The 26210-nt window shown below is 51.1% G+C and carries 26 protein-coding genes; 13 read left to right on the top strand and 13 right to left on the bottom strand.

What is annotated here, in order from left to right; all coding sequences use genetic code 11:
* Positions 1–121 precede the first annotated feature (121 nt).
* The 4 genes from R3187_RS15905 to R3187_RS15920 all read right to left on the bottom strand — a co-directional run bounded on the left by R3187_RS15905 (position 122) and on the right by R3187_RS15920 (position 5445).
* On the bottom strand, positions 122–2383 hold the full coding sequence (locus R3187_RS15905; RefSeq protein ID WP_318968044.1) for an amino acid permease: 2262 nt from the start codon (positions 2381–2383) through the stop codon (positions 122–124).
* A 79-nt stretch (positions 2384–2462) separates the two neighbouring features.
* Positions 2463–3467 carry a cytochrome d ubiquinol oxidase subunit II gene (locus R3187_RS15910; RefSeq protein ID WP_318968045.1) on the bottom strand — a complete coding sequence of 335 codons (1005 nt, stop codon included), beginning with the start codon at positions 3465–3467 and terminating at the stop codon, positions 2463–2465.
* Complete coding sequence (locus R3187_RS15915) at positions 3464–4870, bottom strand: cytochrome ubiquinol oxidase subunit I (protein WP_318968046.1); 1407 nt, start codon at positions 4868–4870, stop codon at positions 3464–3466. The genes R3187_RS15910 and R3187_RS15915 overlap by 4 nt, the downstream gene beginning before the upstream one ends.
* A 23-nt stretch (positions 4871–4893) precedes the next feature.
* Complete coding sequence (locus R3187_RS15920; RefSeq protein ID WP_318968047.1) at positions 4894–5445, bottom strand: GbsR/MarR family transcriptional regulator; 552 nt, start codon at positions 5443–5445, stop codon at positions 4894–4896.
* A 205-nt stretch (positions 5446–5650) separates the two neighbouring features.
* On the opposite strand from R3187_RS15920, the gene umuD reads away from it, so the two are divergent.
* Both umuD and umuC read left to right on the top strand, forming a co-directional pair.
* On the top strand, positions 5651–6034 hold the full coding sequence (gene umuD / locus R3187_RS15925; RefSeq protein WP_413229035.1) for a translesion error-prone DNA polymerase V autoproteolytic subunit: 384 nt from the start codon (positions 5651–5653) through the stop codon (positions 6032–6034).
* Between the two features lie 21 nt (positions 6035–6055).
* Positions 6056–7342 carry a translesion error-prone DNA polymerase V subunit UmuC gene (gene umuC / locus R3187_RS15930; RefSeq protein ID WP_318968112.1) on the top strand — a complete coding sequence of 429 codons (1287 nt, stop codon included), beginning with the start codon at positions 6056–6058 and terminating at the stop codon, positions 7340–7342.
* On the opposite strand, the gene R3187_RS15935 is transcribed toward umuC, so the two are convergent.
* Both R3187_RS15935 and R3187_RS15940 read right to left on the bottom strand, forming a co-directional pair.
* Complete coding sequence (locus R3187_RS15935; RefSeq protein ID WP_318968049.1) at positions 7335–8192, bottom strand: hypothetical protein; 858 nt, start codon at positions 8190–8192, stop codon at positions 7335–7337. The genes umuC and R3187_RS15935 overlap by 8 nt on opposite strands.
* A 9-nt stretch (positions 8193–8201) precedes the next feature.
* Positions 8202–8579 (bottom strand): GntR family transcriptional regulator, encoded by a 378-nt coding sequence (locus R3187_RS15940; protein ID WP_318968050.1) that lies wholly within the window; start codon positions 8577–8579, stop codon positions 8202–8204.
* Between the two features lie 271 nt (positions 8580–8850).
* Between R3187_RS15940 and R3187_RS15945 the strand changes: the two genes are divergently transcribed.
* Entirely contained in the window at positions 8851–9066 is a 216-nt protein-coding gene (locus R3187_RS15945; protein WP_318968051.1) for a hypothetical protein, read from the top strand.
* 197 nt (positions 9067–9263) lie between these two features.
* Positions 9264–9968 (top strand): hypothetical protein, encoded by a 705-nt coding sequence (locus R3187_RS15950; protein ID WP_318968052.1) that lies wholly within the window; start codon positions 9264–9266, stop codon positions 9966–9968.
* Here the strand turns inward: R3187_RS15950 and R3187_RS15955 are convergent.
* From R3187_RS15955 to R3187_RS15965, 3 genes are all read right to left on the bottom strand, one after another.
* Positions 9946–10941, bottom strand: a complete 996-nt coding sequence (locus tag R3187_RS15955) for a PA2778 family cysteine peptidase (protein ID WP_318968053.1) — start codon at positions 10939–10941, stop codon at positions 9946–9948. The genes R3187_RS15950 and R3187_RS15955 overlap by 23 nt on opposite strands.
* Before the next feature lie 6 nt (positions 10942–10947).
* Positions 10948–11346, bottom strand: a complete 399-nt coding sequence (locus R3187_RS15960; RefSeq protein ID WP_318968054.1) for a PA2779 family protein — start codon at positions 11344–11346, stop codon at positions 10948–10950.
* A gap of 151 nt (positions 11347–11497) precedes the next feature.
* Positions 11498–12859 (bottom strand): M24 family metallopeptidase, encoded by a 1362-nt coding sequence (locus R3187_RS15965; RefSeq protein WP_318968055.1) that lies wholly within the window; start codon positions 12857–12859, stop codon positions 11498–11500.
* Positions 12860–13008: 149 nt separating this feature from the next.
* Here R3187_RS15965 and R3187_RS15970 point away from each other — a divergent pair, with 149 nt between their 5' ends.
* The 8 genes from R3187_RS15970 to R3187_RS16005 all read left to right on the top strand — a co-directional run bounded on the left by R3187_RS15970 (position 13009) and on the right by R3187_RS16005 (position 19917).
* Positions 13009–13716 carry a TVP38/TMEM64 family protein gene (locus tag R3187_RS15970; RefSeq protein ID WP_318968056.1) on the top strand — a complete coding sequence of 236 codons (708 nt, stop codon included), beginning with the start codon at positions 13009–13011 and terminating at the stop codon, positions 13714–13716.
* An 87-nt stretch (positions 13717–13803) separates the two neighbouring features.
* Positions 13804–15030: an adenosine deaminase family protein gene (locus tag R3187_RS15975; protein ID WP_318968057.1), complete on the top strand. Its 1227-nt coding sequence runs from the start codon at positions 13804–13806 to the stop codon at positions 15028–15030.
* A gap of 237 nt (positions 15031–15267) precedes the next feature.
* Positions 15268–15474: a hypothetical protein gene (locus R3187_RS15980; protein WP_318968058.1), complete on the top strand. Its 207-nt coding sequence runs from the start codon at positions 15268–15270 to the stop codon at positions 15472–15474.
* A gap of 126 nt (positions 15475–15600) precedes the next feature.
* Entirely contained in the window at positions 15601–17013 is a 1413-nt protein-coding gene (locus R3187_RS15985) for a HAMP domain-containing sensor histidine kinase (protein WP_318968059.1), read from the top strand.
* A 1-nt stretch (position 17014) separates the two neighbouring features.
* Positions 17015–17611: a hypothetical protein gene (locus R3187_RS15990; protein ID WP_318968060.1), complete on the top strand. Its 597-nt coding sequence runs from the start codon at positions 17015–17017 to the stop codon at positions 17609–17611.
* Positions 17598–18947: a sigma 54-interacting transcriptional regulator gene (locus R3187_RS15995; protein ID WP_318968061.1), complete on the top strand. Its 1350-nt coding sequence runs from the start codon at positions 17598–17600 to the stop codon at positions 18945–18947. Before R3187_RS15990 ends, R3187_RS15995 begins: the two co-directional genes overlap by 14 nt.
* A gap of 46 nt (positions 18948–18993) precedes the next feature.
* Positions 18994–19344 carry a DUF2288 domain-containing protein gene (locus R3187_RS16000; protein ID WP_318968062.1) on the top strand — a complete coding sequence of 117 codons (351 nt, stop codon included), beginning with the start codon at positions 18994–18996 and terminating at the stop codon, positions 19342–19344.
* A 21-nt stretch (positions 19345–19365) separates the two neighbouring features.
* Positions 19366–19917 (top strand): acyl-CoA thioesterase, encoded by a 552-nt coding sequence (locus R3187_RS16005; RefSeq protein WP_318968063.1) that lies wholly within the window; start codon positions 19366–19368, stop codon positions 19915–19917.
* A 31-nt stretch (positions 19918–19948) separates the two neighbouring features.
* Here the strand turns inward: R3187_RS16005 and R3187_RS16010 are convergent, their stop codons facing one another.
* The 3 genes from R3187_RS16010 to R3187_RS16020 form a co-directional block, all read right to left on the bottom strand.
* Positions 19949–21016: a cupin-like domain-containing protein gene (locus tag R3187_RS16010; protein WP_318968064.1), complete on the bottom strand. Its 1068-nt coding sequence runs from the start codon at positions 21014–21016 to the stop codon at positions 19949–19951.
* A gap of 10 nt (positions 21017–21026) precedes the next feature.
* Positions 21027–22754, bottom strand: a complete 1728-nt coding sequence (gene ggt / locus R3187_RS16015) for a gamma-glutamyltransferase (RefSeq protein ID WP_318968065.1) — start codon at positions 22752–22754, stop codon at positions 21027–21029.
* Positions 22755–22837: 83 nt separating this feature from the next.
* Complete coding sequence (locus R3187_RS16020) at positions 22838–23242, bottom strand: thioesterase family protein (protein ID WP_318968066.1); 405 nt, start codon at positions 23240–23242, stop codon at positions 22838–22840.
* A 14-nt stretch (positions 23243–23256) separates the two neighbouring features.
* On the opposite strand from R3187_RS16020, the gene R3187_RS16025 reads away from it, so the two are divergent.
* Positions 23257–23961 (top strand): 2OG-Fe(II) oxygenase, encoded by a 705-nt coding sequence (locus R3187_RS16025; protein ID WP_318968067.1) that lies wholly within the window; start codon positions 23257–23259, stop codon positions 23959–23961.
* Between the two features lie 50 nt (positions 23962–24011).
* On the opposite strand, the gene R3187_RS16030 is transcribed toward R3187_RS16025, so the two are convergent.
* Positions 24012–26102, bottom strand: a complete 2091-nt coding sequence (locus tag R3187_RS16030) for a TonB-dependent siderophore receptor (RefSeq protein ID WP_318968068.1) — start codon at positions 26100–26102, stop codon at positions 24012–24014.
* Positions 26103–26210 lie beyond the last annotated feature (108 nt).

The following is a 26210-nucleotide window of genomic DNA, read 5'->3' on the forward strand; positions in this document are numbered from 1 at the left end:
AGCCGCTGAGTCTATTGGCGGAGATAATTTTAATTCACTCTGACCCATTTTATTTCCCTTGTTGATTATCTTAAGGGGCAGATCCGGTTTTTGCAGTTAGCGTTAGATAAGCATCATCGGTTCAAACTTCAGGTTTGGCATGATTACCACTGTCGGGATCCGGATCCAGTTGCATTGCCTGACAGGCCTGGACCAGCGCCAGGTTATTCATATTTTCTACCAGCTGTTGCAGCCCTGCGCCAAAATTGTCAACAATGTTTTCTTCTCCGACTTCGATTGGGAAAAACACCAGATCAGACTGGCCGGAATAGCGTTCGATGATGGCCAGGTCGACCTGGTCCAGCGCTTCTATCTCTGCGTCGATCCGGACATTATCCAGGTAAGTGCTGAAACTTTGCCGGACCTGCTCTGTCGGGTACTTTTCCGCCTCAGTAAGGATCCGTAACTTAGTGTGTCGCCATCCTGTAGAGCGGGTGCAAAGGTAAGCAAACATCAGCATCAGACGGGCGGTAGGACCGCCCCGCCACCAAATATCAATTTTTCTGTCTCTGTCCAGCGACTTCAGCTCAAACAACCGTTGCTGATCACAGGCCAGGGCCACCAGATTCATGCCAGCCTGGATCGTTTCCCGGCAATTAGCGGCATAATCTTCAGGTTGGTTATCACTATCTGCATCTGCTTTGCCAGCCGTCCAGTGAATAACGGCGGTATTGGGGCGAATTGGGCCAATGCCATAGGCTTGCAGGATCTGGCGCAGACCACTTTGAAAATCAGCGGCCTGGGTTACCAGAGTAAAGGCTTTGACTTCAGCGCTATCAATCGCCTGACTATGCTGTTCAAGCACCTCATCCCTGAGCGGTTCATCAGTATTGTCCGGATGAATAATCCGGGTCAGCGTGGTCATTCCGCTCTGGCCTTCAAGGATGGCTGAGAACTTCAGTAACTGCGCCTGATTTTCTGTGTGCCTGGAAAAAACCAGAATATGCGGCCGCCAGTCGCCCGGATGAGGCTCGAGTTCGTTTAACTGAAACAGCAGGTCGCGTACCCGTTTAAATAACACGCCGCGTTGCTGGTCGGTGAACTTACGCTGCTGATCGCTGCGCGCCAGATATTGATGCAGTGCAATTAACACGGCTACAGCAATAACGGCCGCGATAAAATTGATGGCCAGCATCGCCGCCACACAGCCTATGCCGCCAAGCAAGCTGACGGTTTTATGCGACCATTTAAAACGGGGCCGGAAAAACGGGCTTGCTGAGTGCAGCGCAAAAAAGGTCGCGTAGTTAAGCAAAGCATAAGCCGCCAGAAAAAACATACTGATCACCGGTGCTAACAGGTTCAGATCGCCAATCAGCACACAAGCCAGTGCGATGGCTGTGGCAGCGATAACCGCGCGGCGCGGGTTATTGTCATGCCCCTCGCCCCGCGCAAAGGGGGTAAGAAACGGGATCAGTTTGTCGCCGCCCATCGCCTGCAGTACCCGCGGCGCGCCGAGCATCGAGGCCATGCCTGACGAGAGTGTTGCTGCCATAACCGCCGCTGCCACCAGCACTGGCCATAGCGCCACGTCTGCCATTATATAGTAGTTGCCGCTAAGCGCAGCGGAGCTGGCAGAGCCAGCCAGGATAAGCGCTACCAGTAAATAGAGTACGGCCGACACGCCAATAGCGGCAAAGGTTCCGATTGGGATAGCGCGGTGCGGTGCCTGCAAATCGCCGGACATATTCAGGCCCTGGGTAAAACCGGTAATCGCAGGAAAAAACAGGGCAAAGGCCAGCCAGAATTGCTCGGTACCGGCATTAACGGTCCAGTTGTCAGCCAGGGTTTGCTGACTGAACGTCATAGTGCCGCCAATAAAAAAAGACAGTAAGCCACAGCCAACCAGGCTCATCGTTACAAACTGCAATTTGGTAGTCCAGTCGGCACCCAGCCAGGCAAAGACAAACAGCACCAGAGTGATAACCGATGCCAGCAGACGTACACTCAGCCAGTCTGGTAGCGTAGCCACAGTAGCCAGGACTTCGACTAGGCCCATGATATAAAACGCGACTGATATCGAAATTGATAAAAATAACGTCAGACCGAGAGCGCCACCAAAAGCGGGCCCGAGGGTGCGCGAAATAACATAATAAAAGCCGCCTTCCTTCACTCTTATGTCGGTTGCAATCACGGCCAGCGACAAACCGGTCAGCAGGCATAAACTAAAGGCCGCACCCATAATAAGCAAGGTACTGGCCAGGCCGACTTCGCCCACCACATAGCCGGTACGCAAAAACATGATAATACCGACTATGGTCAGGATGCTGGGGGTAAATACCCCGGCAAAGGTGCCGAATAAATGGCGCCGCGGACTGCTGTTGCTGTTTTGCTTGGGTTGACTCATTCGCTGTCAGGCCTGTTTGCTGTTTTGCTAAATAGTTCAAGCATAGACTATGGTTTAACAGCGTTAAAAACCTTATGGATCAATAATATCTTAAGCTATCGGCTTTGCCCCTGAATGCATAGTACGCCAGCGCGGTATATCCGGCGATAACCGGAACCACCACCACAGCACCAAAAAAGATAATAATCAGCGACTCTCTGGAGCTGGCAGCCTGATATAAGGTTAGCTGGTTAGGCACCACATACGGATAGAAGCTAAGCGCCAGGCCAAGAAAGCTGCAGATAAAAATAATATTGCAAATAATAAAGGGTAACCAGGCGCCGGCATCACCGGGCAGCGGCAAGCGCTTTAGCACCAGGTAGCCAATAACAAACATGGCAAAGCATAGCAGCGGTATAGCAGCAAACAGGTAAGCCATGGGTGGCTCGGTCCATACCTGCAGCGCATTGGCGTTGACCAGCGGGTTGATGGTACTTACCGCCAGAATGCCGGCCAGGGTAAGTATCCCGGCTATTTTGCACTGCCTGATGGCATACAGCTGCAAATCGCCGCTGGTTTTACCGATCAGCCAGGCATTACCAATCATGGCAAAGGCGGCGGTAACGCACAGGCCGCTAAAGCAGGCAAAAATAATACTGCCGGCAGTGTACTCAAGGCCCATCACATAAATACCCAGCATAAAGCCCTGGCTGAATGTGGCCAGTATTGAGCCGGCTTTAAAAGTATAATCCCAGCGAATTTTACGTTTAGCTTTCACTTTAGCCCGGAAGTCAAAGGCAACGCCGCGCAGAATCAACCCCAGTAGTAATAAGGCTGCCGGTAAATACAGTGCATGCAAAATGGCGCTGTGCGCTGCCGGGAATGCCACCAATAACAGGCCAACGGCCAGTACCAGCCAGGTTTCATTGGCATCCCAGAATGGGCCGATAGAGGCAATAGCGGTGTCGCGCCAGGGCTCATTATCCATTGGCAGGGTAATGCCAACGCCCAAATCGTAGCCATCCAGAATGGCATACATCAGGATAGACAGCGCCGTCAGGCCACCGAAAATAAGTGCTAAGTTTTCTGCTGTTAACCAACTCATACTGCGGCTCCGGTGCGGGTATCAGGTACATTGCCGGCAACCGCCGCTGGCAGTGGCTGGCTGCGGTTTTCCGCCAGGCCTGGCTGGGTTAAATCATATTCTTCAACCTCGACGGCGCGGTTAGCCAGCCAGAACAGGGTTTTGATATAAGCGAGTAAAAGCACGGCATACAACGTCAGATACATTGCCAGGGTCATGGCGACATGTTCGCCCGGCACCGTCGTCACCGCATCACGGGTTTTCAGCACGCCGTATACCAGATAAGGCTGGCGGCCAATTTCGGTCACATACCAGCCGGCCAGGGTAGCAACCCAACCGGAAAAGGTCATGCCAATGAAGATTTTCAGCTGCAGTGGGCTGAACGATTTTTTGCGCAGTAACCGGTAGCTGCCCCACCAGGCCGTCAGCAGCATTAACATGCCAATACCGACCATTACCCGGAAGCTGTAAAATACCGGCGCTACCGGCGGATGTTCCCCGGCAAACTCGTTTAAGCCCTTGAGTTCGCCGTCGGCGTCATGGGTTAAGATCAGACTGGCCAGCTGCGGAATTTCAATGGCAAAGCGGTTTTGTTGTGTTTGCTCATCCGGGATAGCAAATAACACCAGTGGTGCACCCCGCTCGGTGTGCCATATCCCTTCCATCGCCGCAATTTTCTGTGGCTGATGCTCCAGCGTGTTTAAACCATGCAAATCACCCACCAGCACCTGAGTTGGTGCCAGTATAGCGGCGCTTAACAGCGCCGTTTTCAGGGCCAGTTTTGGTGCCTTTTTGTTATCGCCTTTTAAAATCCGGTAGGCTGAGATACCCGCCACCAGAAAACAGACTGTTAAGCCAGAGGCCAGCAGCATATGCGTGAAACGATACGGGAAAGACGGATTAAAAATGATCGCGAGCCAGTCGGTGGCATGGGCGACGCCGTCAATCATTTCAAAGCCCGCCGGCGTCTGCATCCAGGAGTTTAACACTAAAATCCAGAACGCCGAGAACGTGGTGCCCAGCGCCACCAGAAAGGTTGCCAGGGTATGAGCCCAGCGTGGCACTTTGTGAAAGCCAAACAGCATAATGCCCAGCATGGTCGCTTCCAGGAAAAAGGCGGTCAGGATCTCATATGCCAGCAGCGGCCCGGCAATATTGCCGATGCTTTCCATAAAGCCCGGCCAGTTGGTGCCAAACTGAAATGACATGGTAATGCCGCTGACGACACCGAGCGCAAAGGTCAGGGCAAAAACCTTTACCCAGAAGCGATAGGCCCGCATCCATACCGGGTGCTGTGATATGTCAAAGCGTACTTTGAAATAAAACAATAACCAGCCGAGCGCAATGGTAATAGTAGGAAACAGAATATGAAAACTGATATTTGCCGCAAACTGAATGCGCGACAAAATTAATGTATCTAACATAACTACCTCACTGCCAATACCTGCTAGGCGTCTTTTTTCGGCCGGAATTTATCGGTAAATTCCAGTACTTTACCGACGCCGGAGCCCAGTTTCATCAGGGTGTTGAGCTTTTCCGGCGACAGCGATTGTAAGCTTTGAGTCCATTCGGTAATGTTTTCCAGCAAGTCGTGAATTTCGGTGATCCGCCGCTGGGCATAGGCTTCGTCCTGGTTAGCCGCTTCGTCCATCATAATGTCGCGCAGCAACGACAGGGTCGGGTCCATTTCGCGCTTGCGCCGCTCTTCAAACACTTTATTGGCCATATCCCAGATACTGCCGCGGCAAAAATAATACTCTTTGCGATCGCCGGCTTTGTGCTGCACCTGCACCAGTTGCCAGCTGCCCAGCTCTTTTAAACCCATGCTGACATTGCCGCGGGATATCCCCAGTAACTCGCCAATTTCATTGGCGCAGATCGGCTCTGAGCTGACCACCAGCAAGGCGTAAATCTGGCCCACGGTGCGGTTAAAGCCCCAACGGCTGCCCATCTCGCCGAAGTGACAAACGAAAGACTCAATCATTGGTGTCATTTGCATCTGTTGCCCTTACTGAACTTTCAGAAATTTCTGAAACTATTGTACGGCCGAAGTTTGATCTGGATCAAGTTCTTTCGGTGATGCCTCAACAGGGCAGGTCATTGCCAATTTAAGCTGGCTTGGTATACTGTATGAATAAACAGTATTTGAGGTGAGCATGGCTGCAGTATTTTTAGGTAACGCCGATGTCTGGCCTAAACGGCGCATGCCGTTTTACAGCGATCCGGTAATGGCCGGTTTTCCATCACCGGCACAGGATTATATTGAACGCACCCTGGATTTAAATGAGCTGTGTGTGCGCCACCCCACGGCCACCTTTTTTGTCCGGGTAGAAGGAGACTCGATGCTGGATGCCGGCATTTTCGACGGCGATGTGCTGGTGGTCGACCGGGCTATCGACGCTGAACATGGCGATATTGTGGTGGCCGCAGTAGGTAACGAGTTTACCGTGAAACAACTGGCCACCCGGCCCACCCTGCAGTTATTGCCGCGTAACCCGGCTTATCAGCCGATATGTCTGCGCGACGGCGATGAGCTGAATATCTTTGGGGTGGTGACTAACGTGATCCGGCAAATGAAACGGAAATAATGAGCAGATGTTGTGGTACAAATAAATAAGCCGGTGTTTGCGCTGGTCGATTGCAATAACTTTTACGCCAGCTGTGAAAAGCTGTTTCGGCCCGACTTAGCCACTACCCCGGTGGTGGTGCTGTCAAATAACGATGGCTGCGTGGTAGCGCGGTCTAAAGAAGCAAAGAAGCTTGGCATTAAAATGGGCGTGCCGGTCTTTCAGGTGCGGCAGCTGATGCGCCGGCATGGTGTGCTGGCATTTTCTTCTAACTATGCGCTATACGCAGATATCTCGCAACGGGTTATGGCGACGCTGGAAGCCCTGGCGCCGGCTTTAGAAGTGTACAGCATAGACGAAGCTTTCCTGGATTTAAGCGGGCTGCAGCAGCTGCAGAGCCTGGCCGAGTTTGGCCTGATTATTCGCCGGCGCGTTCAAAAGTGGCAGGGCATTACTGTCTGTGTCGGCATTGCGCCCAGTAAAACCCTGGCTAAACTGGCTAATCATGCTGCCAAAACCTGGCCGCAAACCGGGGGCGTGGTCGATTTAACCGATAAGGCCCGTCAACGCAAACTGCTGGCGCTGTTGCCGGTCAGCGAAGTATGGGGCATTGGCGGTAAACTGACGAAACGGCTGCAGCAGCTTGGCATCAACACCGCCCTGCAACTGGCCGATGCGGATCCGAATTATATTCGCCAGCATTTTTCAGTGGTGGTTGAGCGCACCGTACGGGAGTTAAATGGCGAGTCCTGCCTGGAACTCGAGCAAATAGCCGCCACCAAAAAGCAGATTATTTCCAGCCGTTCGTTCGGGCAGCGGATAACGGATAAACAACAGATGCGCGAGGCGATCAGTGAATATATCAGTCGGGCCTGCAGTAAACTGCGCCATGAACAGCAGCAAGCAAAACATCTGACGGTGTTTTTGCGCACCAGTGCGTTCAGCGATAACGATACGCCGTACAGCGCCAGTAAAAGTATTGAACTGGACACGCCTGCCAGCGATACCCGGCTGTTTTTAGCCAAAGCCATGCAGCTGCTCGATGCGCTATGGGTAGAGGGCTACCGCTATGCCAAAGCCGGAGTGATGCTGGCCGATTTTTATGACCCCGGGGTGTATCAGCCCGGCTTATTCGATCAGCCGGCGATTACTGACCGGCAAACCACAGCCGATCAGAAACTGATGCAACTAATGGATAAACTTAACGCCAAACACAGTAAGACCATCTGGTTTGCCAGTCAGGGCGCTAAGCAGGAATGGAGCATGAAACGCGAGCTGCTGTCGCCGGCCTATACCACCAACTGGCAACAGCTGCCGATAGTCAGATAGTAGTGGCAGGTGATAATTGCTTATGCTCGTTGATTAAGCTGCCGGGCAATGTAAATGTGTAGGCCATCATGATGATGGCAAACTGCAAATACAATGATTGTGCTAACAGTTTGAATTCAAGCCATTGCATACCTGATAACCACAAAGTTAACGACAGATTCAGCAGGGCCATAATCCAGACAAAGAGGTTAACATCTAACAGTTTGGATTTGATTACGCGCCGCTGCTCGGGGTGTTTAATTGCCCCAAACTTATTGTTGCGATAAATAGTGAGCAGCGTCGCGATAAAAACCACGTTCAGGACAAGGGCACCTAACAGATTGGTATAGCCAGCAAACCCCTTAAATGGATGCATGACAAAATAAAATACGGTCGCAATCAGCAATACCTGCGCCATAACAAGGATCCACAATAAAGAGCGTGACATTAGCTGATACCATTTCACTGGTTTCAGGGATGCGGTGCGGATACTGTCAGTAAACTGCAACATGATGGCAAACAGTTTTTTGTTCTGCAGGATAAGATGCAGGACTGGAATAATGGCAACGAAGAATAATACCATCAGTCCTGCCTGGTTATCCCAGTTAAATAACTCATTGCGGCTGGTATACGCTTGCCAGAACACTGTCAGCCCGAAAGCTAAGCAGGCGAGAGTCAGCGGCATAAAGACAAAACGCGAGTTGCGGATGTATTGCGCTAAAACAGTTTGTGCAACAGTATCGGCAGAGTCAGCAAGTTTCTGGGCGACAGCAACAAAACGCAGGTAGCTAATAACAGGTACCACTGCAAAGGTTACTACAACCTGCATTAATATTACTAAGTACGGTAAATCTGATTGCCAGTTAAGCATAATATTTCCTTAGCTTTTGTCAGTTGAAATCGCATGACTGAAAGCGATTCTGATTTCGGAATCTGTAGCGCCGGTGGATCGATAGCGGGCTATATCTTTAGTTAGTTCGGCGTTCAACCATTCAGCAATATTGACGTTACTGTTTTTTCGGGCATGAGGGTGGACAAAACTTCCCCTGTATCCTTTTGATTCAATAACATTGTCTCTTTCCAATAAGCTGTAAGCTTTGGCGACGGTTTTGGTATTGATATCCAGCTCCGACGCAAGCTGCCGGATCGACGGAAGCTGATCACCGGGCAGCAAAAGCTTCTGTTCAATAGCCGCTTTAATTTGCTGGATTAACTGGTTGAACAGGGGAACCTGCGAATTGAGGTCGATCGCAATCATTGGGCACGCTCAAGATTGAAATAAACGATAAACATGGCAGAGCTCCTTCCGGGATGGCGGTGATTAAAAGATTCAGTGAGTATAAGCCTTATGTACCAATACTACAAATGGTACATGTGAAAGATAGTGTATTGAGGCAACGTATGCAAGGGTGCTGGGAAAAAATCTAGAATTGTTACAATGTACGCAGACATTATTCGAATCAACACGCATGCAACTAATTGATAAACTCAACGCCAAATAAGGTAAACCCAAAGAAGGAGAACGAGCAATGGTAACAGGCAAAACCCGGGAAAATGAGCACAGTATCGCAAACTTTGAAGCACTGAAAACCGCTATCGCCAATAACGAAACGTCACTGGTAAAAGAGTTAGTGGCCGGGCAAACCATGCAAAAGCTGGAAAAAGACTATCTGCTTGAACTGGCCCGGCTGGGTAACAACCCGCAGATTGTCAGACTGCTGCAAGAGGTGCCATTGCGCGAGTAAAAGCCATAAACATTTTTTGACAAGATGCGGGAATTGGCAGAGTTGAGGAAAAGAGTAGTTCCTGGTTAGGGTAACCTTGCGTAACTTAACGCAGTTGCAACTATAATGGCTTCGTAATGCAAAAATAATGTGCTGAATGAGTAGCATGTAAATTCGCACACCCCGGATTGGCAGAGATTTAGTTGTTAAGGATCTAAATGGGCATCAGAACCGCGTTGTTGGCAGCAGTTTGCCTGCTTATGCCATGTTATGGTGTGGCAGATAGCGGGACTGCGACTGAGCCAGAGCCTTCGCAGACCATAAACTTAAGCTATGTCAGCCATCCGGTCATTGATACGGTGCTGTTGCCGGTGATCAGAACTGCCTACCAGAATCTTGGATTAAAAGTTAATTTTATCGTGGTGGAAGCCGAGCGTGGTTTACGTTTGCTGCAAGACGGCATGGTTGATGGAGACGTGGCCCGGACGGGTATCGTGCTGGCCAAACTTGATAATATTATTACCCTCACCAAACTGGATGAGCTGACACTGGAGCTGCATTGCCGGCCGGGTATTCAATGCAAACTTGCAGACTTAACAAACCCGGGCGTACTGATTTTTTTCCCGGAAAGTGCCAGAACGGTCAAAGAGCTCCAGTTAATGATAACGGCGCAAAAGTACCATGTGAGCAGCTGGACCAAGTTGGTGGAATTATACCAAGCGGATAAAATAGACCGCTTCTTATGGATTAGAAGCTCGTTGACATGTAAAAGCCCGGTTGCTGAAACCACGATCGTGACCATTCCAACAGCACCCATCGAAATTTTTCATGTGATCCACAAGTCAAAATCGGATTTGCAGCAGCTCCTGACAACTGAAATTGAAACAGAACTGGCGCGGGTTAGCGCGGGCAGGTGTCATTAACGCTGTCTGCTTTGCCCTGCTGTGCAGCACGGATTTGCTGCTGACTTTGCAGCAGGTTGCTGTCTGTTGGTGCCAGTTGCAGGGCCTGACCAATTAACAAAGTTGCTTTTTGATGACAGCCAAGTTCACTTAACAGCACGGCATAGTTGTTCAGATAGGGCGCTTGTTGCGCCGCAGCAGCCAGACCTTGTTCAAACCAGCGACCAGCGGTCAGTGGCTCTGTGGAAAAATAATAATTGCCCAGTAAAAAGTAGGGTAGCCAGTACTCTGGCCATTGCCCGGTCGCCGTTACCAGCGCCGCAATACCCGCATCGGTCTGATTAATATCAATTAAGTCCTGACAAGCCTTGGTATAAATAAAAGGGTCGAGTTGTTCACTGGTCTTGCCGGGCGGTAACATTGCCAGCATCCAGTAATCAGCGCGGCGCCAGGTGCGCTCGAATGTTGAAAAATTAAGGCGATGCGCTTCGGTTACTCCGGTGTGCAATATCACTTCTTTGCTAGCAATGTCATAGCCTACGACAACCGCATAATGCCACTGCGGCAGCCAGCTAATCGAGTTGTTTTGCAGCACAATTACCGGAATATCCTCGGCAATCAGGCTCAAAAGCTGGCTCATCGTTGCGCGCTGCTGATAGGCCACCATACCAAGCTGGCGGGTAGCTGCGGCCATCTCAATTTTCAGTGTGCCTGCCAGACCCGGGGTAAAAGTTGCCGGAGCAATATCGTCCGGGCTTTTGTTCAATCCGTGAAAGGCAGCGACTTCCGCCAGGGTAGTCGGGCCACAAAAGAATTCCTGCTGAGGATAAAAGGGTACCTTGCTAATTGCATGAGAAAGATCAATAGCAGGAGGGGCGGCCAGCAGCTGCCTGGTTTGGGGGGGGGTCTGACAGGCGGTCAGCGTACTAAGCACAATAGCCAGTAAGACGACCAGCAAACCGGCCGTAGGGCCGGTCTGCCATGGTAAACGCATAAAGAACTAAGAGCCGCCGATAGGGCGGATAAACGGATACACGTCGGTAATACCCATCAGATCGAGCACCGCGATGACCACCAGTACCGTCACGATGGTACCCACCACGCCACCAGACGGCATTTCATTCAGCTGATTATTAAAGGCTTCCAGCTCGGCGTTAGTCATGCTGGCGATCCGCAGTTTGGCATCGGCCGGGCTGACACCCAGTTCAATCAGTTTATGCTGTACCTCTGCTGTATCAACAAACGCCAGCACCTGCTGTTTATTGTACTGGTGCTGTTGCGCCGCAATCACCTGTTCAGAACTGTATACGCCTGCTGTCGCCTGACTACTACAGATAAAAAACGTGCCGACCATGGCAATCGCAGTTGCGAAGCTGATTTTTAATAGTTTATTTATCATGAATACATCCTTGAACTTAATGTTTATCGGACAATCGTCTTTGTTGGACAAGCTTTAACTTATTGAAAATTAACAATGCATAGCATCAGAAGAATAGTCGGTTAAGCTGGCCTTTGCAAACAGGCTGGCCAGCTGACCGCTGTGGTTGTCGCTACCTGATCAAATGCCACTGGGTTTGCCGGCCCGCCAGATAAATAACCTGTTTACCATCAAAATAAGCACTTTGTTCCAGTTTAATATGCACCAGCTGATCCCACTCAGCTACCGCCTGTTTAATGTATCCTTCAATGGCATAAGCGGTATTGGCATAGAGCGGCCAGGCGCCCTGCACCGGCGTCGGGCCCTGGTTATCCCACATGCCAATGGTAGGGCCGGGCGCATGGCCAACAACGCCGATAGCATGGGTATAAGTACTGCTGGTTATGCCAGCACTGGCAGCTGCTTTTTGGGTGGCAGCAAGGATGGCATTACCGCTGCGGCCGGTTTTAAATTCGCCGGTTAATATATCCTGCCAGCGATTGCCGGTGGCCAGCGCCTTTTGCAAGCCCTGTGGTGGCGCGGTCTCGTGATTGTGCAGGATATAAGCCATTTCCTGAGTGTCGGTGCACAGGGTCAGATAACAAATGCCGACATCGGTATGCAGCACATCTCCGCGCTGGATAACGCCCGATGTCCCACAAAACGGGTTGTCAGCAGTGCAGGCCAGGCCCTGGCGCTGCAGGTTAACATTGGGCATAAACCACACCGGCAAATCCAGTTGGGCAAAGCGCTCGCGGATATACCAGGCGACGTCATCGGTGCTGGTGACGCCGGGCGTAATCACTTTATTACTGAACGCTTCGGCAATAACTGAACGGGCTAAACTGACAATCTGCGGGTATAACTCCAGCTCTGCTTCTGTGCGCTGCTCCAGCCAGCGCACTACCAACTGTTCGGCTGACACCAGCCTGCTTTGGTAATCTGCTGGCAATACGTTTAATAGTTGCTGATGCAAACCTGAGGTCAGGCCGTCGGCAACCGGCCAGTGCTCAGAAGTATTAATGCCGATAGTTTTGGGCTGGCGTTTGGCTATTTCCTCCGCCAGCGCCTGCCACTGCTCAGCTAAATTGCCGCCGGCCCAGGCGGAATCATAAGGTGCACCAAGCGGATAGCGGTTAACAGAAAGTTTCTCGATAGTACCATCGGCCAGCCGGTTAAACAGCAGCATAGTGGTGCGCCGTGCGGCAAAAGAAGGTTGCGGTACCAGGGTGAAATATACCGGATCTTCAGCGTATTCGCGGTTAATCACCAGCCACATATCGATGCCGGCCTCTGCCATTAATTGGGGCAGCAGCTGCTCTAAACGATGATTGGTCAGCCGGTTTACCACCGCCACCCGCTGGCGTGGACTGAGGACCTGATAATCAGCGGCAGACGGTAGCACCCGGCCCTGGCTGTACTGAACGGAGTTGGCCTTAGCTGGGGGAGCCAGCAGCAAGGCGGCCAGCACAATTGATTTAATAAGCATTTTCATATAGTTGCCTTTAGCTGAATTCCGGTTATGTTGTTTTAATCCAGATAGCCGACAATTGCAATTTTTCAGTGACAGGGGGCAGAGACCACCCTTGCTCAGATTTATCATATAATCTATTACAGTCAACTAACGCAGGAACGGTATTATCGATGAGTATTACAGGCAACAATAAACGGCCATTATGGCTGTTTTGCGGCTCGCTGCTGTTGTTGCTGCTATTGGCGCTGCTATGGCGCTTAGCCTGGGACTCCGATTGGCTGTCGGTAGAACAAGCGAAGCAAATGGTGGCCACTGCCGCTGGCTGGCATGGCGAGTTATGGCTATGGCCATTACTTGTCACTGTTTTTGTGCTGCTGTTGCTGCTGATGTTTCCGCTTACCATTCTGGTGGTGCTGACGGGGTTTCTGTATGGCCCCTGGTGGGGGTTTTGTTATGCCGCTCTCGGTACGCTGATTTCAGCAATTGTCAGTTATGAAATTGGCAGGCTTACCGGCCAGAAACCGTTATTAAAGTTTGGTGGCCAGCGCTTGCTGCACCTGTCACGGTTTATCGGCGATCGTGGCATCCGGACCATGATCCTGATCAGCATTCTGCCACTGGCACCTTTTACCCTGACCAACATTATGGCAGGCGCATCTCATATCCGGTTCTGGCCTTATCTGGCAGGCTCGGCTATCGGCATTATACCGGGTATTGCCCTGGTTAATTTTGCCGGCAGCCAGCTCAGTGCGCTGTTGCAAAGCACCGACAAAACGGATGTTGCCGTCAGCATCAGCGTGCTGATACTGGTGATGCTGATACTGATATTCGGACCACGCTGGCTGAAAAAATACTGGCAAAAAAGGCGTCGTGGCTAAGTGTGACTGCTGGCTGTGACAAATACTGCGGTCAACCTGACAGCTGTTTTACGTTACACTATGGCAAGACCATTCAAAGGAGCTGTTATGCTGCGTTATTCTGCTGATTTTATTAAAGCCATGCCAAAATCGGATTTGCACCTGCACTTAGATGGCAGTTTGCGGCTGGACAGCCTGATTGACATGGCTAAGCGCAGTAATACCAGGCTGCCTTCACAAAGTGTTGATGGTTTAAAACAGCTGGTATTTAAAGACAAATACCAGAATCTGGGCGAGTACTTACATTGTTTCCAGTATACCTGTGCCGTGCTGCGCGACCCTGAAAATTTAGAGCAGGCTGCGTATGAACTGGCTGTTGATAACCAGGACGAGGGTGTTAACTACATTGAGGTCCGTTTTGCACCGCAATTGCTGATTGATTTAAGCCGTGGCATCGATTTTGATCAGGTGATGCATGCGGTTAATAATGGCTTGAAGCGGGCGCAGGATGAATATAACCGCACTGAAGCGGTCCTTAGTGGCAGTAAACCCCCGTTTGGTTACGGCATTATCAATTGCGCGATGCGGATGTTCGGCGATAAAGGCTTTTCGCCGTATTACACCAATTTATTTCAGCTGATGCGCGACTTTGCGCCAATGGACGTTATTAAACTGGCGGCGATGGAGCTGGTGCGGGCCAGTGTGCGGCTGCGTGACCAACACGCAATGCCGATTGTCGGCCTCGATTTAGCCGGCCAGGAATCCGGTTACCCGGCCAGTAAGTTTAAAGAGGTGTATGAGTACGCCCATCAGCATTTTATGCTGAAAACCCTGCATGCTGGTGAGGCTTATGGCGCCGAAAGCGTTTTTGAAGCGATTACTGAATGCTACGCTGACCGGATTGGCCATGGCTATTCGATGTTTATTCCCGAGATGATCCACAGCACTGATATTACCGATAAGGCCGCTTACATTCGTAATCTGGCAAGCTATATCGCCGATAAACGTATTGCCATTGAAGTCTGTCTGACCAGTAACCTGCAGACAAACCCGCAGCTTACCGATATTCGCCAGCATCAGTTTAAAGCGATGCTGGATAACCGGATGGCGACGGTTATCTGCACCGACAACCGGCTGGTATCGAGTACCACGGTTTGTAATGAGTATCAGCTGGCACTGGATAATTTTGATATTCCGTTGAAGCGGTTAAAAGATATGGTGGCATACGGTTTTAAGAAAAGTTTTTTCCCTGGCAGCTATGTTGAAAAACGCCAGTACGCCAAAACCTGCCTGGATTACTTTGATCGGGTTGCTAAGCAGTATGGTTTTATTTAATTTAAAACAACAAGTTAGCATGTCTGTTGCGAATAGTGTCGCAAAACGCATACAGTATAAGCTGTTGATTTAAAACAACTATGTTTTCTGGTTGCTAATAGTGTCGCTAATGGCAGACACTATTAGCTACAAATCAATAATTTCCAACTTAATATTTATTTAAGTGTTTGAAATTAAAATGAAAATAAAAGTTGGCACAAGAGTTGATACACCTAAGGTAATTACCGGAGGTGTGTTATGGATTTATTCTTAGTTTTTATCACGATGTTCCTGGTTGCCAATATGATGTTAGTGGTAACAATGCTGCGTCGGATTGATTTAAACAACCCCAGTGTTCAGGCCTGGGAGCAACAGCAAGCAGCTGTTATCGGCGCGAATACTTTTACTGCCACCCACTCTGCAGCAGTAAGTTATACGCCGGCTTATGCGCGCGAAGCGCAGTAAACCCAACTTATTCCCATGAGTTCAGCTCCTTGCTGAACGCTTGTTCAGGCCAGCCCTCCTTACTGGCCTGTTTTTTTTAGTTAAACAGGTTATGCTAACGCTAACTTTCTCTGAATTTAACTGCCTATGCGTTTCCCTCTGCGAACTGCCTCATTACGTCAACTGGTTATTCTGAGCTTTTTGCTGGCGATGATCCCGGTGGGCGTTCTAATGTGGCAAAGCCATAAGGCATTGTCCGGTTTAAGCCGTTTTGCAACCAGTGAGGCAGAAAGTGCCGTTATCAGCGTTCGCCGGGCAGAAAGTATGCAAAACCTGGTGGTTGATATTGAACGGGCGGTACGCCAGTACGCGGTAGTAAAAACCGAGGCGCTGGCCAGGGTGGCGCAAAGCCATATCAGTAACCAGCAGGCCAGCCTCAGCCAGCTTTGCAATGACTTACCTGAGCTTAGCGATTGCCAGCAACAACAAGCTGATATACAGCAGTTGGCAGCACAGTTCAGTCAGCTTAGTGGGGCACCACTGGAGCAACTGCTGCAGCAGATCAGGCTGCGTCAGCAGCGGATAAGCCAGCAAATATGGGACTTACTGGAGCAGCGGCTGGTTAATCAGCAACAGCTGGTGCAGGATGCCCAGCAGCGTCAGGCCTGGCAAACCGTGGCATTAGTCTTGTTAACGCTGCTGTTGGTGCTGTGGGCCTCGGGCCGGGTAGCGGCACCGGTGCAAAAGCTGGATAAAATGATCCGCGCCATTGGCCAGCAGCAGCACTTTCCTGAAGGTCAGCTGGACGGCCCGCGGGAGTTGTCAGAGCTTGGTGAGCAGTTGCGCTGGTTAAGTTCGCGTCTGCAGCAGCTTGAAGCATTGCGCCTGATATTACTGCGCCATGCCTCGCATGAGCTAAAAACACCGTTATCCAGTATCCGCGAAGGCTGTGCGTTGTTAACTGAGCAGTTGCTTGGGCCGTTAAATCCGCAACAACTGGAAGTCGTGATGCTGCTTAACGGCAGCGCTGACCGGCTTAGTCAGCTGACCGAGCAATTACTGGATTACAACCGGCTGTTGCAACAAGCCAAGCCTGAGCTTAGTCATCAGGTACCCCAGCAACTGCTGCAAGCCTGTTTTGCCGACCATACCCTGTCGCTGCAACAACGGCAGCAGCAAATTAAACTCGATTGTCAGTTAAGCAGTTTTTATACTGATGAAACCCTGTTCCGGCGCATTCTGGATAATCTGATTAATAATGCGCAGGCCTATGGGGCTGAAGGCAGCCCGGTCTGGGTTAAACTGTATAAAAAAGACGAGATGTTAGTGCTGGATGTCGCCAATAACGGCGCACCGATACCCACTGCGCTGCGTGAAAAATTATTTGAACCCTTTCAGCGTGGTACCACCCCAAGGTTCGATGCGGTGCAGGGATCTGGCCTGGGCTTATCTATAGTGGCTGACTGCGCCCGGTTGTTAGGCGGGCATGCCGATATTGTTGATGTGGTATACGCTGATGTCTGTATCAGAGTGCGCTTGCCACTGCTGGAGGAAAAGTAACATGAGAATTATGCTGATATTACTGCTGGCTACGCTGTCTGGCTGCCAGCTGTTAAACCAGCAGCGACCAACGCCGGAGCCGGCGGTGGAACCGCAATTAACAGAACAACCGGCAGCAGCGCAGGATAATCTTGTCAGCCCGGAAGTGGCGTTAAGCCTCAGTGACGATGCAGCAACCCTGCAAGCCTGGGTTAACTACCGGGCCAGTTTGCTCGATAACCGCGGGCTATGGCGCGAGGTACTGGCTGATGTTGCTGAGCCTGACCCGGTGCAAATGCTGCAGCGGATTATTCTGCAACTGCATCCGGATACGCCCTATCTAACCCGGCTGCGGGTGCAAATGCAGTTAGCCGAACAAATTGCCATGCTGCCACCGGGATTGGCCGCGCTTATCAGCTGGGATTTGATTTTTAATCAGAAATTACTGGAAACAGAGTCAGCTGTCAGTGCGCTTACCCGGCTCAACGCCCAGCAGCACGAAAATATTGAGCGGCTGCAAAAGAAGAATAAAGATTTGCAGAAAAAGATTGATGCCCTGACTCAGATTGAAGCACAACTTAACCAGAGCGTTAACGGGGGCAATAATGGCCGACCCTAAACCACGGTTATTGTTAGTTGATGATGACCCAAGTCTGCTGCGGTTACTGACGTTGCGGCTGGAAGGCGAGGGCTATCAGGTGGTTAGCGCTGATAGTGCTGAAACCGCCCTGACCATCTTAAATAAACAAAGCTTTGATGTGGTACTCAGTGATTTACGGATGCCGGGCCTGGATGGCATGAGCTTGTTTGATGAAATTGCCAAACGCTATCAGGGGCTGCCGGTGGTGCTGATGACCGCACATGGCTCTATTCCGGAAGCGGTGGCCGCGACGCAGCGCGGGGTATTTGGCTTTTTAACCAAGCCGCTGAATAACGCTGAACTGCGGGATATTCTAAAACAGGCGGTGCATCAGTCGGTACCTGAGCAGGCTGACTGGCGCGATGAGATTGTCAGCCGCAGCCCGCTGATGGCGGCATTGCTGGAGCAAGCATACCGGGTGGCGCAGCGGGATGTCAGCGTGTTGATCACCGGCGCCAGCGGTACCGGTAAAGAATTACTGGCTAAAGCCATTCATAAAGCCAGCCCCAGAGCTAAACAGCATTTTGTGGCGATAAACTGTGGTGCTCTGCCGGAGCATTTGCTCGAGTCAGAATTGTTTGGTCACAGTAAAGGCGCCTTTACCGGGGCAGTATCGGAGCATGGTGGTTTGTTTCGCGAAGCCGATGGTGGCACCCTGTTTCTGGATGAAATCGGCGATATGCCAGTCTCTTTGCAGGTTAAGTTGTTGCGAGCGTTGCAGGAGCGGCAAATAAGGCCGGTAGGTAGCAGTAAAAGCATCCCGATAAATGTCCGGGTGTTATCGGCTACCCATCGCGATTTGCAGCAGGCGATGACAGAGGGCAGTTTCCGGGAAGATTTGTACTACCGGTTAAATGTGGTGAATCTGCAGTTGCCAAGCCTGGAGCAGCGGCCGGAAGACATACCGTTACTGGCCCGCCATGTACTGGCGCTCAGTGCCGAGCGGCATAATGTTAAAGTGACCCGCTTTGCTGATGATGCCATGCAAACCCTGGCGACCGCCAAGTGGCCCGGTAATGTGCGCCAGCTGGTTAATGTGATAGAGCAATGTGTGGCGCTGACCCACAGCCCGGTTATCGGCCAGAGTCTGGTTGAGCAGGCACTATCACAAAACAGCAGTTACTGGCCTACGCTAACCGATGCGCGTGACCAGTTTGAGCGCCAGTACCTGGTGCGGGTGCTGAAAATGACCGAAGGCAATGTTACCAGAGCCGCTGAGCTGGCTGGTCGCAACCGAACAGACTTTTATAAGTTACTGAAAAAACACGATTTAAGTGCGGCGCAGGTTGCTGCTGAAGACGAGGCACTGGAGTAACAGCGGCGGCTGTTTTACACTGGCGCTTTTGATACAGGAGACAGCAATGAGCGCGATAACCCCACCGGACGGCCATCTGGCTGAGGAAGCTGAAAGCCCCGAGCTGATAAAAGCAAAAATTATCAGTGAAACGGCCCGGATCCATTGGCCTCAATTACAGAAATTTTATGCTGCGGGCTCGGTGATTACCGTCAGTGCCGAACACGACCTGGTTGAAGTGGCTTATGCTTTTAGCAGTGATGATAAACCACAGGTTGCCGACTGGCTGGCCGCCGGCACTGTAGAGCGCACTACAGAGAAGCAAGCACAGCAATGGTTTGATACTAATGCCGAATTATGGGCAGTGGTTATTTCACCCTGGGTGCTGGTGCAGGATAAGCCGGCACAGCTTAATTAACAGAGGACAGGGAGCCTGGCGATGACGAATTATAAAACGGTGGCCAGTTCAGAAATTACCTTATCGCAGCTGATGCTACCATCGCATTCAAACTTTAGCGGTAAAATTCACGGCGGTTATTTATTGTCGTTAATGGACCAGATAGCCTTTGCCAGTGCGTCGAAATACAGTGGCAGTTATTGTGTGACCGCATCGGTGGACCGGGTTGATTTTCTCAATCCGATAGAAGTGGGCGAGCTGGTCACCTTGCAGGCCTCCGTCAATTATGTCGGTAATACCTCTATGATGGTGGGGATCCGGGTTGACGCTCAGAATATTCAGACCGGTCTGGTAAAACACTGTAACTCGTCCTACTTTACTATGATCGCTAAAGACCAGAACGGCGCGACCTTGCAGGTGCCTAGGCTGCAACTCACCTGCCGTGATGAGGTGATGCGTTATTTAAAAGCAGCCGAGCGGATAATTGCCCGCAAACAGCGGATTGCCACTGAACCGTTCGGCGGTGATTTAACCAAAGCGCTGGCCTTTATGGCCACCGATCATGCTGATGTCGATGTATCTGCTATCCGCTAAATGAGCTGTCTGACTGAGCCACAGCGGTAGCTTAACGATTTAACTGCGCTGCCAGCCACTGATGCAGCCCCTGAGTCAGCTGGGCAGTGGGCTTACCCTGCACCCCTCTGGCATTTTCCGGAATATGCGCCAACGGATGCTCAGGATTAAATAAATAATGCTGTAACATCTGTTGCCAGGCTTGCTGCTCGGCGGGCGGCATATGATTAAATGCCTGAATAGCATGCAGCAACATTGGCAGTGGCAGCGCGCTGGCGACATAGGCGGTGCTCCACCAGTAATTGACCAGCACATTAAAATCACTTAATGAGGTAACACTGTGCCACCACGGACTTGGGATATAAATAGCATCGCCAGCGTCTAACTCGACCGATAAGCCGGCCTGATACGCGTTAGCATACAGCGGATGCGCCTGAAGGTCCGGTTGCTGTAAGTTGACCATACTGATGGGTTGCCCGGCTGGTGTTAAGTCCAGGGGGCCGACATATAAATTTGCTACCTGCTCTGGCGGAAACAGGGTAAAACGCCGCTTGCCAGCCGCTACTACGGCAATATTGCTGGCTTCATCAAAATGGGCCGGTACGGTTACCCGGGTGCCGAGCCAGATAAATGGTTTTGGTGCCGGGTTCAGCAGCGGGTTGGTAAGCTCAGGTAATAACGTACTGAAATTATCTGCCACCGGTACACATTGCACACAGTATTCTTTGCCAGTGCCAGTGCCAGTGCCAGTGCCAGTGCCAGTGCCAGCGGCCAGCATGGTGTCTATTGCTGACTGCAGCGGCTGCTGACTGGCCGTAAAGTTCATGCCGCTGATACTGTTATTATAAAACAGCCTGCCGCCGGTATCGGGGGCAAGACTTACCAGCTTCTGTGGCTGGTTATTGCAGCGTGCTGTTAAATAGGCTGCAGCAGCAGGCAAAGATTGGCGGGCCGCCTTTACCAGCGGCCAGTGCGCGGCAAAACCACGCAGCACGACCGGCCGGTAATTTGCCGCGACCAGTTGGTTGAAATTGGCCGCCGTTACCCCGCTAACTTCGGCCGGCGCCGGTAAATTCTCCAGCGCATAAGCCGGTTGCATGTTGTGCTCGGTACTGGCCATTCAACCCTCGTTAGTAACCGGCTGCCTGGCCGTCTTTACGTGATTCTGACGCGCCGATGTAGGTGCCGTTTTCATGGTCTTTCATAATCGCCTGATAACCACCATAGCCACCCAGGCCATAGCGCACGTCGTGGCCTTTTTGCATCAGGCCGTGCACGGTGCTGTAAGGGATGCCGCGCTCTACTTCAATATAACCGCCGTTAGTCAGGTAAGTCTGCTGGCCGTCGGTCGGTTCAGTACTGCCCAGATGCTGCCAGCGCGCCGCGTCACCGGCTTCCTGTAAGTTCATACCGTAATCAACCATATTCACCAGAATTTGCACATGGCCCTGTGGCTGCATGGCGCCGCCCATTACGCCATAGCTGACCAGCGGCTTGCCATCTTTGGTGATAAAGGCCGGAATAATGGTATTAAACGGCCGTTTGCCCGGCTGATACACGTTGGCGTGGTTTTTATCCATCGAGAACAGCTGGCCGCGGTCCTGAAATACAAAGCCCAACCCAGGCACCACAACGCCAGAGCCCATACCGCGGTAATTGCTCTGGATTAATGACACCATATTGCCGTCTTTATCGGCTGTGGTCATGTAAATGGTATCGCCTTCATACAAGTGTGGATTGCCGGCATCGACCCGCTTAGCGGCGCGATTGCCAATCAGTTTGGCCCGCTCGGCGCCGTATTCTGCAGAAATTAAGCCCTGCAGCGGTGTTTTATGAAAATCCTGATCAGCATAAAATTTGGCGCGGTCTTCAAACGCCAGTTTTTTTGCTTCTACCAGGGTATGAATACTTTCCGGCGTATTAAAGCCCATCGCTTGTAAATCAAAGTTTTTCAGGATCTGCAGCATCTGCAGCGCGGCTATGCCCTGGCCATTTGGCGGCAGTTCCCACAGGGTATAACCTTTATATTCAACGCCAAGCGGTTCTACCCAGGTAGAGCGGTGGTTGGCAAAATCGGCAAAGCGCAGATAGCCGCCGTTCTCGCGCATAAAACGGTCAATTTTTACCGCAATCTCGCCGTTATAAAATGCCTCGCGACCGTCTTTGGCCAGGGTTTTATAAGTATTGGCCAGTGCCGGGTTTTTAAAAATCTGACCTTTAGCCGGCGCTTTGCCGTCAATAGTAAAGGTACCTTTGAAATCACCTGGCTGCGGGCTGAGTACCGGAACTGAACGGTTCCAGTAATACGCAATAAGTTCGGTTACCGGAAAGCCGTTTTCAGCATAATCAATGGCGGGCTGCAAAATGCTGGTCATCTTCAGTTTGCCGAACTTTTTATGCAGTTCAAACCAGCCATCAACGGCGCCAGGTACACTGATAGGCAGCATGCCATAGGGCGGTAAATCATCACGGCCAAGCTTTTCCAGTTCATGCGCCAGCATGTCGTAACTTAAACTTAGCGGCGAGCGGCCGGACGCGTTTAAACCATGCAGTTTGCCGGTTTTCGCATCCCAGACAATCGCATATAAATCACCACCAATACCGTTACCAGTGGGTTCCATCAGCCCCAAAGCGGCATTAGCTGCTATCGCTGCATCAACAGCGTTACCGCCCTTTTTCAGGGTATCCAGGGCAATCTGAGTAGCCAGCGGGTGGCTGGTTGCGGCCATACCATTTTGCGCTATCACCTCTGAGCGGCTGGCAAAGTCGTGGCCGGTAACCCGGTCATAGGCAGCAACTGCACAACTTGCCAGCAGCGCTGCGCTGGCAAATAAACTGACAGAGCATTGTAATTTCATGATGATTTACCTTCGTTGTTGTTTATGCCACGCTAGCCGTTGCCGACACGAATAGCCAGTGTCTTTCGACCAATGGGCGCTGGTTAACGATCAGCCGGGCTGAGTAAATGAGTAGATAATGCCGTTTTTTGCTGTCCGGTTAACGCTACCGCCTGCTGTTGCTGATAATCAAACTGCACCATTACTGTGGTGCCTGTGGCGCATTTAATGCCGTTTTGCCAGGCTTCCTGGTACACATCAAATGAACTGCTGCCAAGGCGGCTGATAAAAGTCCGGATTTCCACTGGCTCACCATACTGAGTTTGGGCATGATAGTCGATAGTCACCCGGGCGATGATCAGCGGCCATTGTTTCAGATTAAGTTCTGGGGTAAAAATGCGGAATACCGCAGTGCGGGCGCCCTCAAACCACACGGCAAATACGGTATTATTAATATGTCCCAGGGCATCAGTTTCGGAAAAGCGGGGCTGGATAACTTCGCTAAACATAATCAGGAATACTCATGACAGATTTTATAGAGGTGTACGATAATGCGTTAAGCGCAGACTTTTGCCAACAGCTAATCAGCCTTTTTGATAACAGTCCGCATCTGGTGCCTGGCCGCACCGGTGCCGGTGTCGACACCAGTAAAAAAATCAGCACCGACTTATATTTAAACCAGTACCCCGAGTATCAGGCAGCCATGCAGCAGATCATTGACGCGACCAGCCAGTATGCTGCGGAATACTTTGCCAAATATCATTTTGCGCTGATAGCGCCGGTCGGCTTAACTGTCAGCCATCCGCAAACCGGCCAGCCACTGGCGATAACCCACGAAAACTACGCTGAATTTGGTGCGCCGAAGGCGGCTGACTTTATGCGCACTTTGTATCGGCTTGGGCCCATTCAGGCGCAAAAATACCAGGCAGGCAAGGGTAACTATAATTACTGGCACTGTGAAGTGTACCCGCAGTTACCGCATAACGAGCCATTGCACCGCACCTTGCTGTTTATGTTTTATTTAAATGATGTGGCAGAAGGCGGTCAGACTGAGTTTTTCTATCAGAATAAAGCGATCAGCCCGAAAGCCGGTCGGATGGTAATAGCACCGGCTTACTTTACCCATACTCACCGTGGCTGTACCCCGGTATCGAACGATAAGTATATTTTAACCAGCTGGATTTTATTTAACCGCGCTGAGCAGTTATATGGCCAGCCGCAAAGCTGAAATAAAAAAAGCCCCTGCAGAACAGGGGCTTATTAGTTGGTAATATGAGTTTAGAAGCTGTAGCTGACACCCAGCTCGAACGAGCGCTCCGGGCCGACGTAAATACCCTGGCGCAAGCCAGTGATATAGCGTTTGTCGGTCAGGTTTTTCACGGCACCAAATAACCGGATATTATCTGCCAGATTATACTGGGCGGTTAAATCCAGCACCGTATACGATGGTATTAACCCACCCCAGATGCCGCCAGCAGCGCCTTGTGGGATCTCCTCAGTATTAGCCGGATCGCCATATTGCTCACCACGGTGGTGCGCAGTCAGCGCGGCACTTAACTGCTCCAGCTGATAATTCAGTGCCAGGTTGGCAATAATTTTTGGCGCATAAGGCAGGCGGTTACCCTGGTTATCACCGCTTTTAAATTCAGACGTCGGTACCCAGGTGGCGTTGGTATCGATACTGAAACCACCACCCAGCTGATAGCCCAGCATAAACTCCATACCACGATGCTCGGTTTTACCGGCATTAGATTGTGACAGGTTAGGGTCGCTGTTACCGGTAACTACCTGATTACTGAAATCCATCATAAAGGCGGCAACTTCATAGTTTATTGCGCCCTGTTTGCCACGCAGGCCCAGCTCGTAGTTAGTAGAGCGCTCACCATCCAGTTGCTGATCGGTCAGGCCATCCAGTGCCACGCCATTAGAGGCTGGTGAAAATGCCCGGTACACCCCGCCGTATAGCTGGGCTGAATCAGTCAGGTTATAGGTTGCACCAACACCCGGTAGCACTTCGGTATTGCTGGTCTTGGCATTTTCGTTGTTGCTGGTTAACACAACGCGCGTTTGTTCGTATGATTCAACCCGTAAGCCCGGTGTTACAGCAAACTGTTCATTCAGCTCAATCCGGCTTTGCGCATAAGCGGCCACGCTATCAGCTGAATCAATACGATGACGATCGTTCAGGCCAGTGCGATCGCTGCTACGTTCTGCCCGGATCCGGGTATCATTGGCTTCTTCCTGCATAAAGCGCAGGCCAAATTCACTGTTAGCAGCCATACCGGCCAGGTTGTGGTCAACATTTAAGCGGGTTTCAATACCAACCCGGTCGAATGAGCGGTTATTGCCGGTTAACGCATCAGTGTATACCCAGCGACCTGCTTCGTTGGAAGCTGCGGTATCAACATTATAACGCCAGTAATCGCGGCTCATCTCGCTCCAGTACAGCAAGGTTTTCAATGTTGCCTGGCTGGACAGCGTCCATTCGTGGTTAATGTCAAAGGCGGTACGATCGGTCAGAAAGTAATCATCCGGAGCCGGGTTGTAATCTGCACCGGCCAGGTAGTCGGCCAGCAATAATCCGCGGTAGGAAATATTCGCATCGTTTTCATAGCGCGACACTTTAATACCCAGTTTCTGCTCATTACTGAAGATAACCCCGGCTTTGGCCATCACATCAGTCATTTCGTAGTCTTTGTCCATAAAGCCGTCACTGCTGGCGTGGGTAGCAACAATACCGGCAAAGGCATCGCCAGAGGCAGACTTACCGCCCGCTTCGACACTGACTTCCTGCATATTGAACGAGCCGGCACGGCCGGTTACCGTTACACCATCATCCGGCGTTTTGGTCTGGTAGTTAACCACACCACCAATGGTTGACGGGCCGTAGCGCAGTGATGCAGAGCCTTTTAGCACTTCAACCTGCTCAATCCGCTGAATACGCGGGTTAAAGTAGCGATCATTACCAATAAATAAACCCGGTGCTACCGGCACGCCATCTTCCAGGACTAAGGATTTTGATTCACTGGCAGACAAACCGCGCATGCCAAAGTTTGAAACAATTGCGGTCTCTTCTTCGCTGGTGGCGTTGATGCCCGGAATGCGACGCAGAATATCTTCGGTAGATAACGGCTGAATTTGCTCAATTTGTTGCCGGTCGATAACAACGACTGTGCCGGTTTGCGGTAGCAGTATCGGGTCAGCGTCACCGACGATTCGAATAACTTCTAACGCAGGCATAATTTTCTTTTGCTCAACACTGCTTTCAGTATTGGTATCCTGCTGCTGCGCCGCAGCACTTAATGAGACTGAAGCCAGCGCTAATGCCAGCGTCAGTGGTGACAATTTAGTCCGGAGAACCGTCCGCATAATAACTCCCTTAGAAAATAGACAAAATTTAATGGGCGCAATTAAAACACAGCTAAAAATACGAATCAATCTCATTTGGTTTAAGTTTATGGTTCTGGCTTGGGTTGA

It is taken from the genome of Arsukibacterium sp. (assembly GCF_033721375.1).
GTDB lineage: Bacteria > Pseudomonadota > Gammaproteobacteria > Enterobacterales > Alteromonadaceae > Alishewanella.

Coding starts and splice junctions, on each gene's coding strand:
- R3187_RS15905 (WP_318968044.1), bottom strand. CDS start 2,383: ATGAGTCAACCCAAGCAAAACAGCAACAGCAGTCCGCGGCGCCATTTA.
- R3187_RS15910 (WP_318968045.1), bottom strand. CDS start 3,467: ATGAGTTGGTTAACAGCAGAAAACTTAGCACTTATTTTCGGTGGCCTG.
- R3187_RS15915 (WP_318968046.1), bottom strand. CDS start 4,870: ATGTTAGATACATTAATTTTGTCGCGCATTCAGTTTGCGGCAAATATC.
- R3187_RS15920 (WP_318968047.1), bottom strand. CDS start 5,445: ATGCAAATGACACCAATGATTGAGTCTTTCGTTTGTCACTTCGGCGAG.
- umuD (WP_413229035.1), top strand. CDS start 5,651: ATGCCGTTTTACAGCGATCCGGTAATGGCCGGTTTTCCATCACCGGCA.
- R3187_RS15935 (WP_318968049.1), bottom strand. CDS start 8,192: ATGCTTAACTGGCAATCAGATTTACCGTACTTAGTAATATTAATGCAG.
- R3187_RS15940 (WP_318968050.1), bottom strand. CDS start 8,579: ATGATTGCGATCGACCTCAATTCGCAGGTTCCCCTGTTCAACCAGTTA.
- R3187_RS15945 (WP_318968051.1), top strand. CDS start 8,851: ATGGTAACAGGCAAAACCCGGGAAAATGAGCACAGTATCGCAAACTTT.
- R3187_RS15950 (WP_318968052.1), top strand. CDS start 9,264: ATGGGCATCAGAACCGCGTTGTTGGCAGCAGTTTGCCTGCTTATGCCA.
- R3187_RS15955 (WP_318968053.1), bottom strand. CDS start 10,941: ATGCGTTTACCATGGCAGACCGGCCCTACGGCCGGTTTGCTGGTCGTC.
- R3187_RS15960 (WP_318968054.1), bottom strand. CDS start 11,346: ATGATAAATAAACTATTAAAAATCAGCTTCGCAACTGCGATTGCCATG.
- R3187_RS15965 (WP_318968055.1), bottom strand. CDS start 12,859: ATGAAAATGCTTATTAAATCAATTGTGCTGGCCGCCTTGCTGCTGGCT.
- R3187_RS15970 (WP_318968056.1), top strand. CDS start 13,009: ATGAGTATTACAGGCAACAATAAACGGCCATTATGGCTGTTTTGCGGC.
- R3187_RS15975 (WP_318968057.1), top strand. CDS start 13,804: ATGCTGCGTTATTCTGCTGATTTTATTAAAGCCATGCCAAAATCGGAT.
- R3187_RS15980 (WP_318968058.1), top strand. CDS start 15,268: ATGGATTTATTCTTAGTTTTTATCACGATGTTCCTGGTTGCCAATATG.
- R3187_RS15985 (WP_318968059.1), top strand. CDS start 15,601: ATGCGTTTCCCTCTGCGAACTGCCTCATTACGTCAACTGGTTATTCTG.
- R3187_RS15990 (WP_318968060.1), top strand. CDS start 17,015: ATGAGAATTATGCTGATATTACTGCTGGCTACGCTGTCTGGCTGCCAG.
- R3187_RS15995 (WP_318968061.1), top strand. CDS start 17,598: ATGGCCGACCCTAAACCACGGTTATTGTTAGTTGATGATGACCCAAGT.
- R3187_RS16000 (WP_318968062.1), top strand. CDS start 18,994: ATGAGCGCGATAACCCCACCGGACGGCCATCTGGCTGAGGAAGCTGAA.
- R3187_RS16005 (WP_318968063.1), top strand. CDS start 19,366: ATGACGAATTATAAAACGGTGGCCAGTTCAGAAATTACCTTATCGCAG.
- R3187_RS16010 (WP_318968064.1), bottom strand. CDS start 21,016: ATGGCCAGTACCGAGCACAACATGCAACCGGCTTATGCGCTGGAGAAT.
- ggt (WP_318968065.1), bottom strand. CDS start 22,754: ATGAAATTACAATGCTCTGTCAGTTTATTTGCCAGCGCAGCGCTGCTG.
- R3187_RS16020 (WP_318968066.1), bottom strand. CDS start 23,242: ATGTTTAGCGAAGTTATCCAGCCCCGCTTTTCCGAAACTGATGCCCTG.
- R3187_RS16025 (WP_318968067.1), top strand. CDS start 23,257: ATGACAGATTTTATAGAGGTGTACGATAATGCGTTAAGCGCAGACTTT.
- R3187_RS16030 (WP_318968068.1), bottom strand. CDS start 26,102: ATGCGGACGGTTCTCCGGACTAAATTGTCACCACTGACGCTGGCATTA.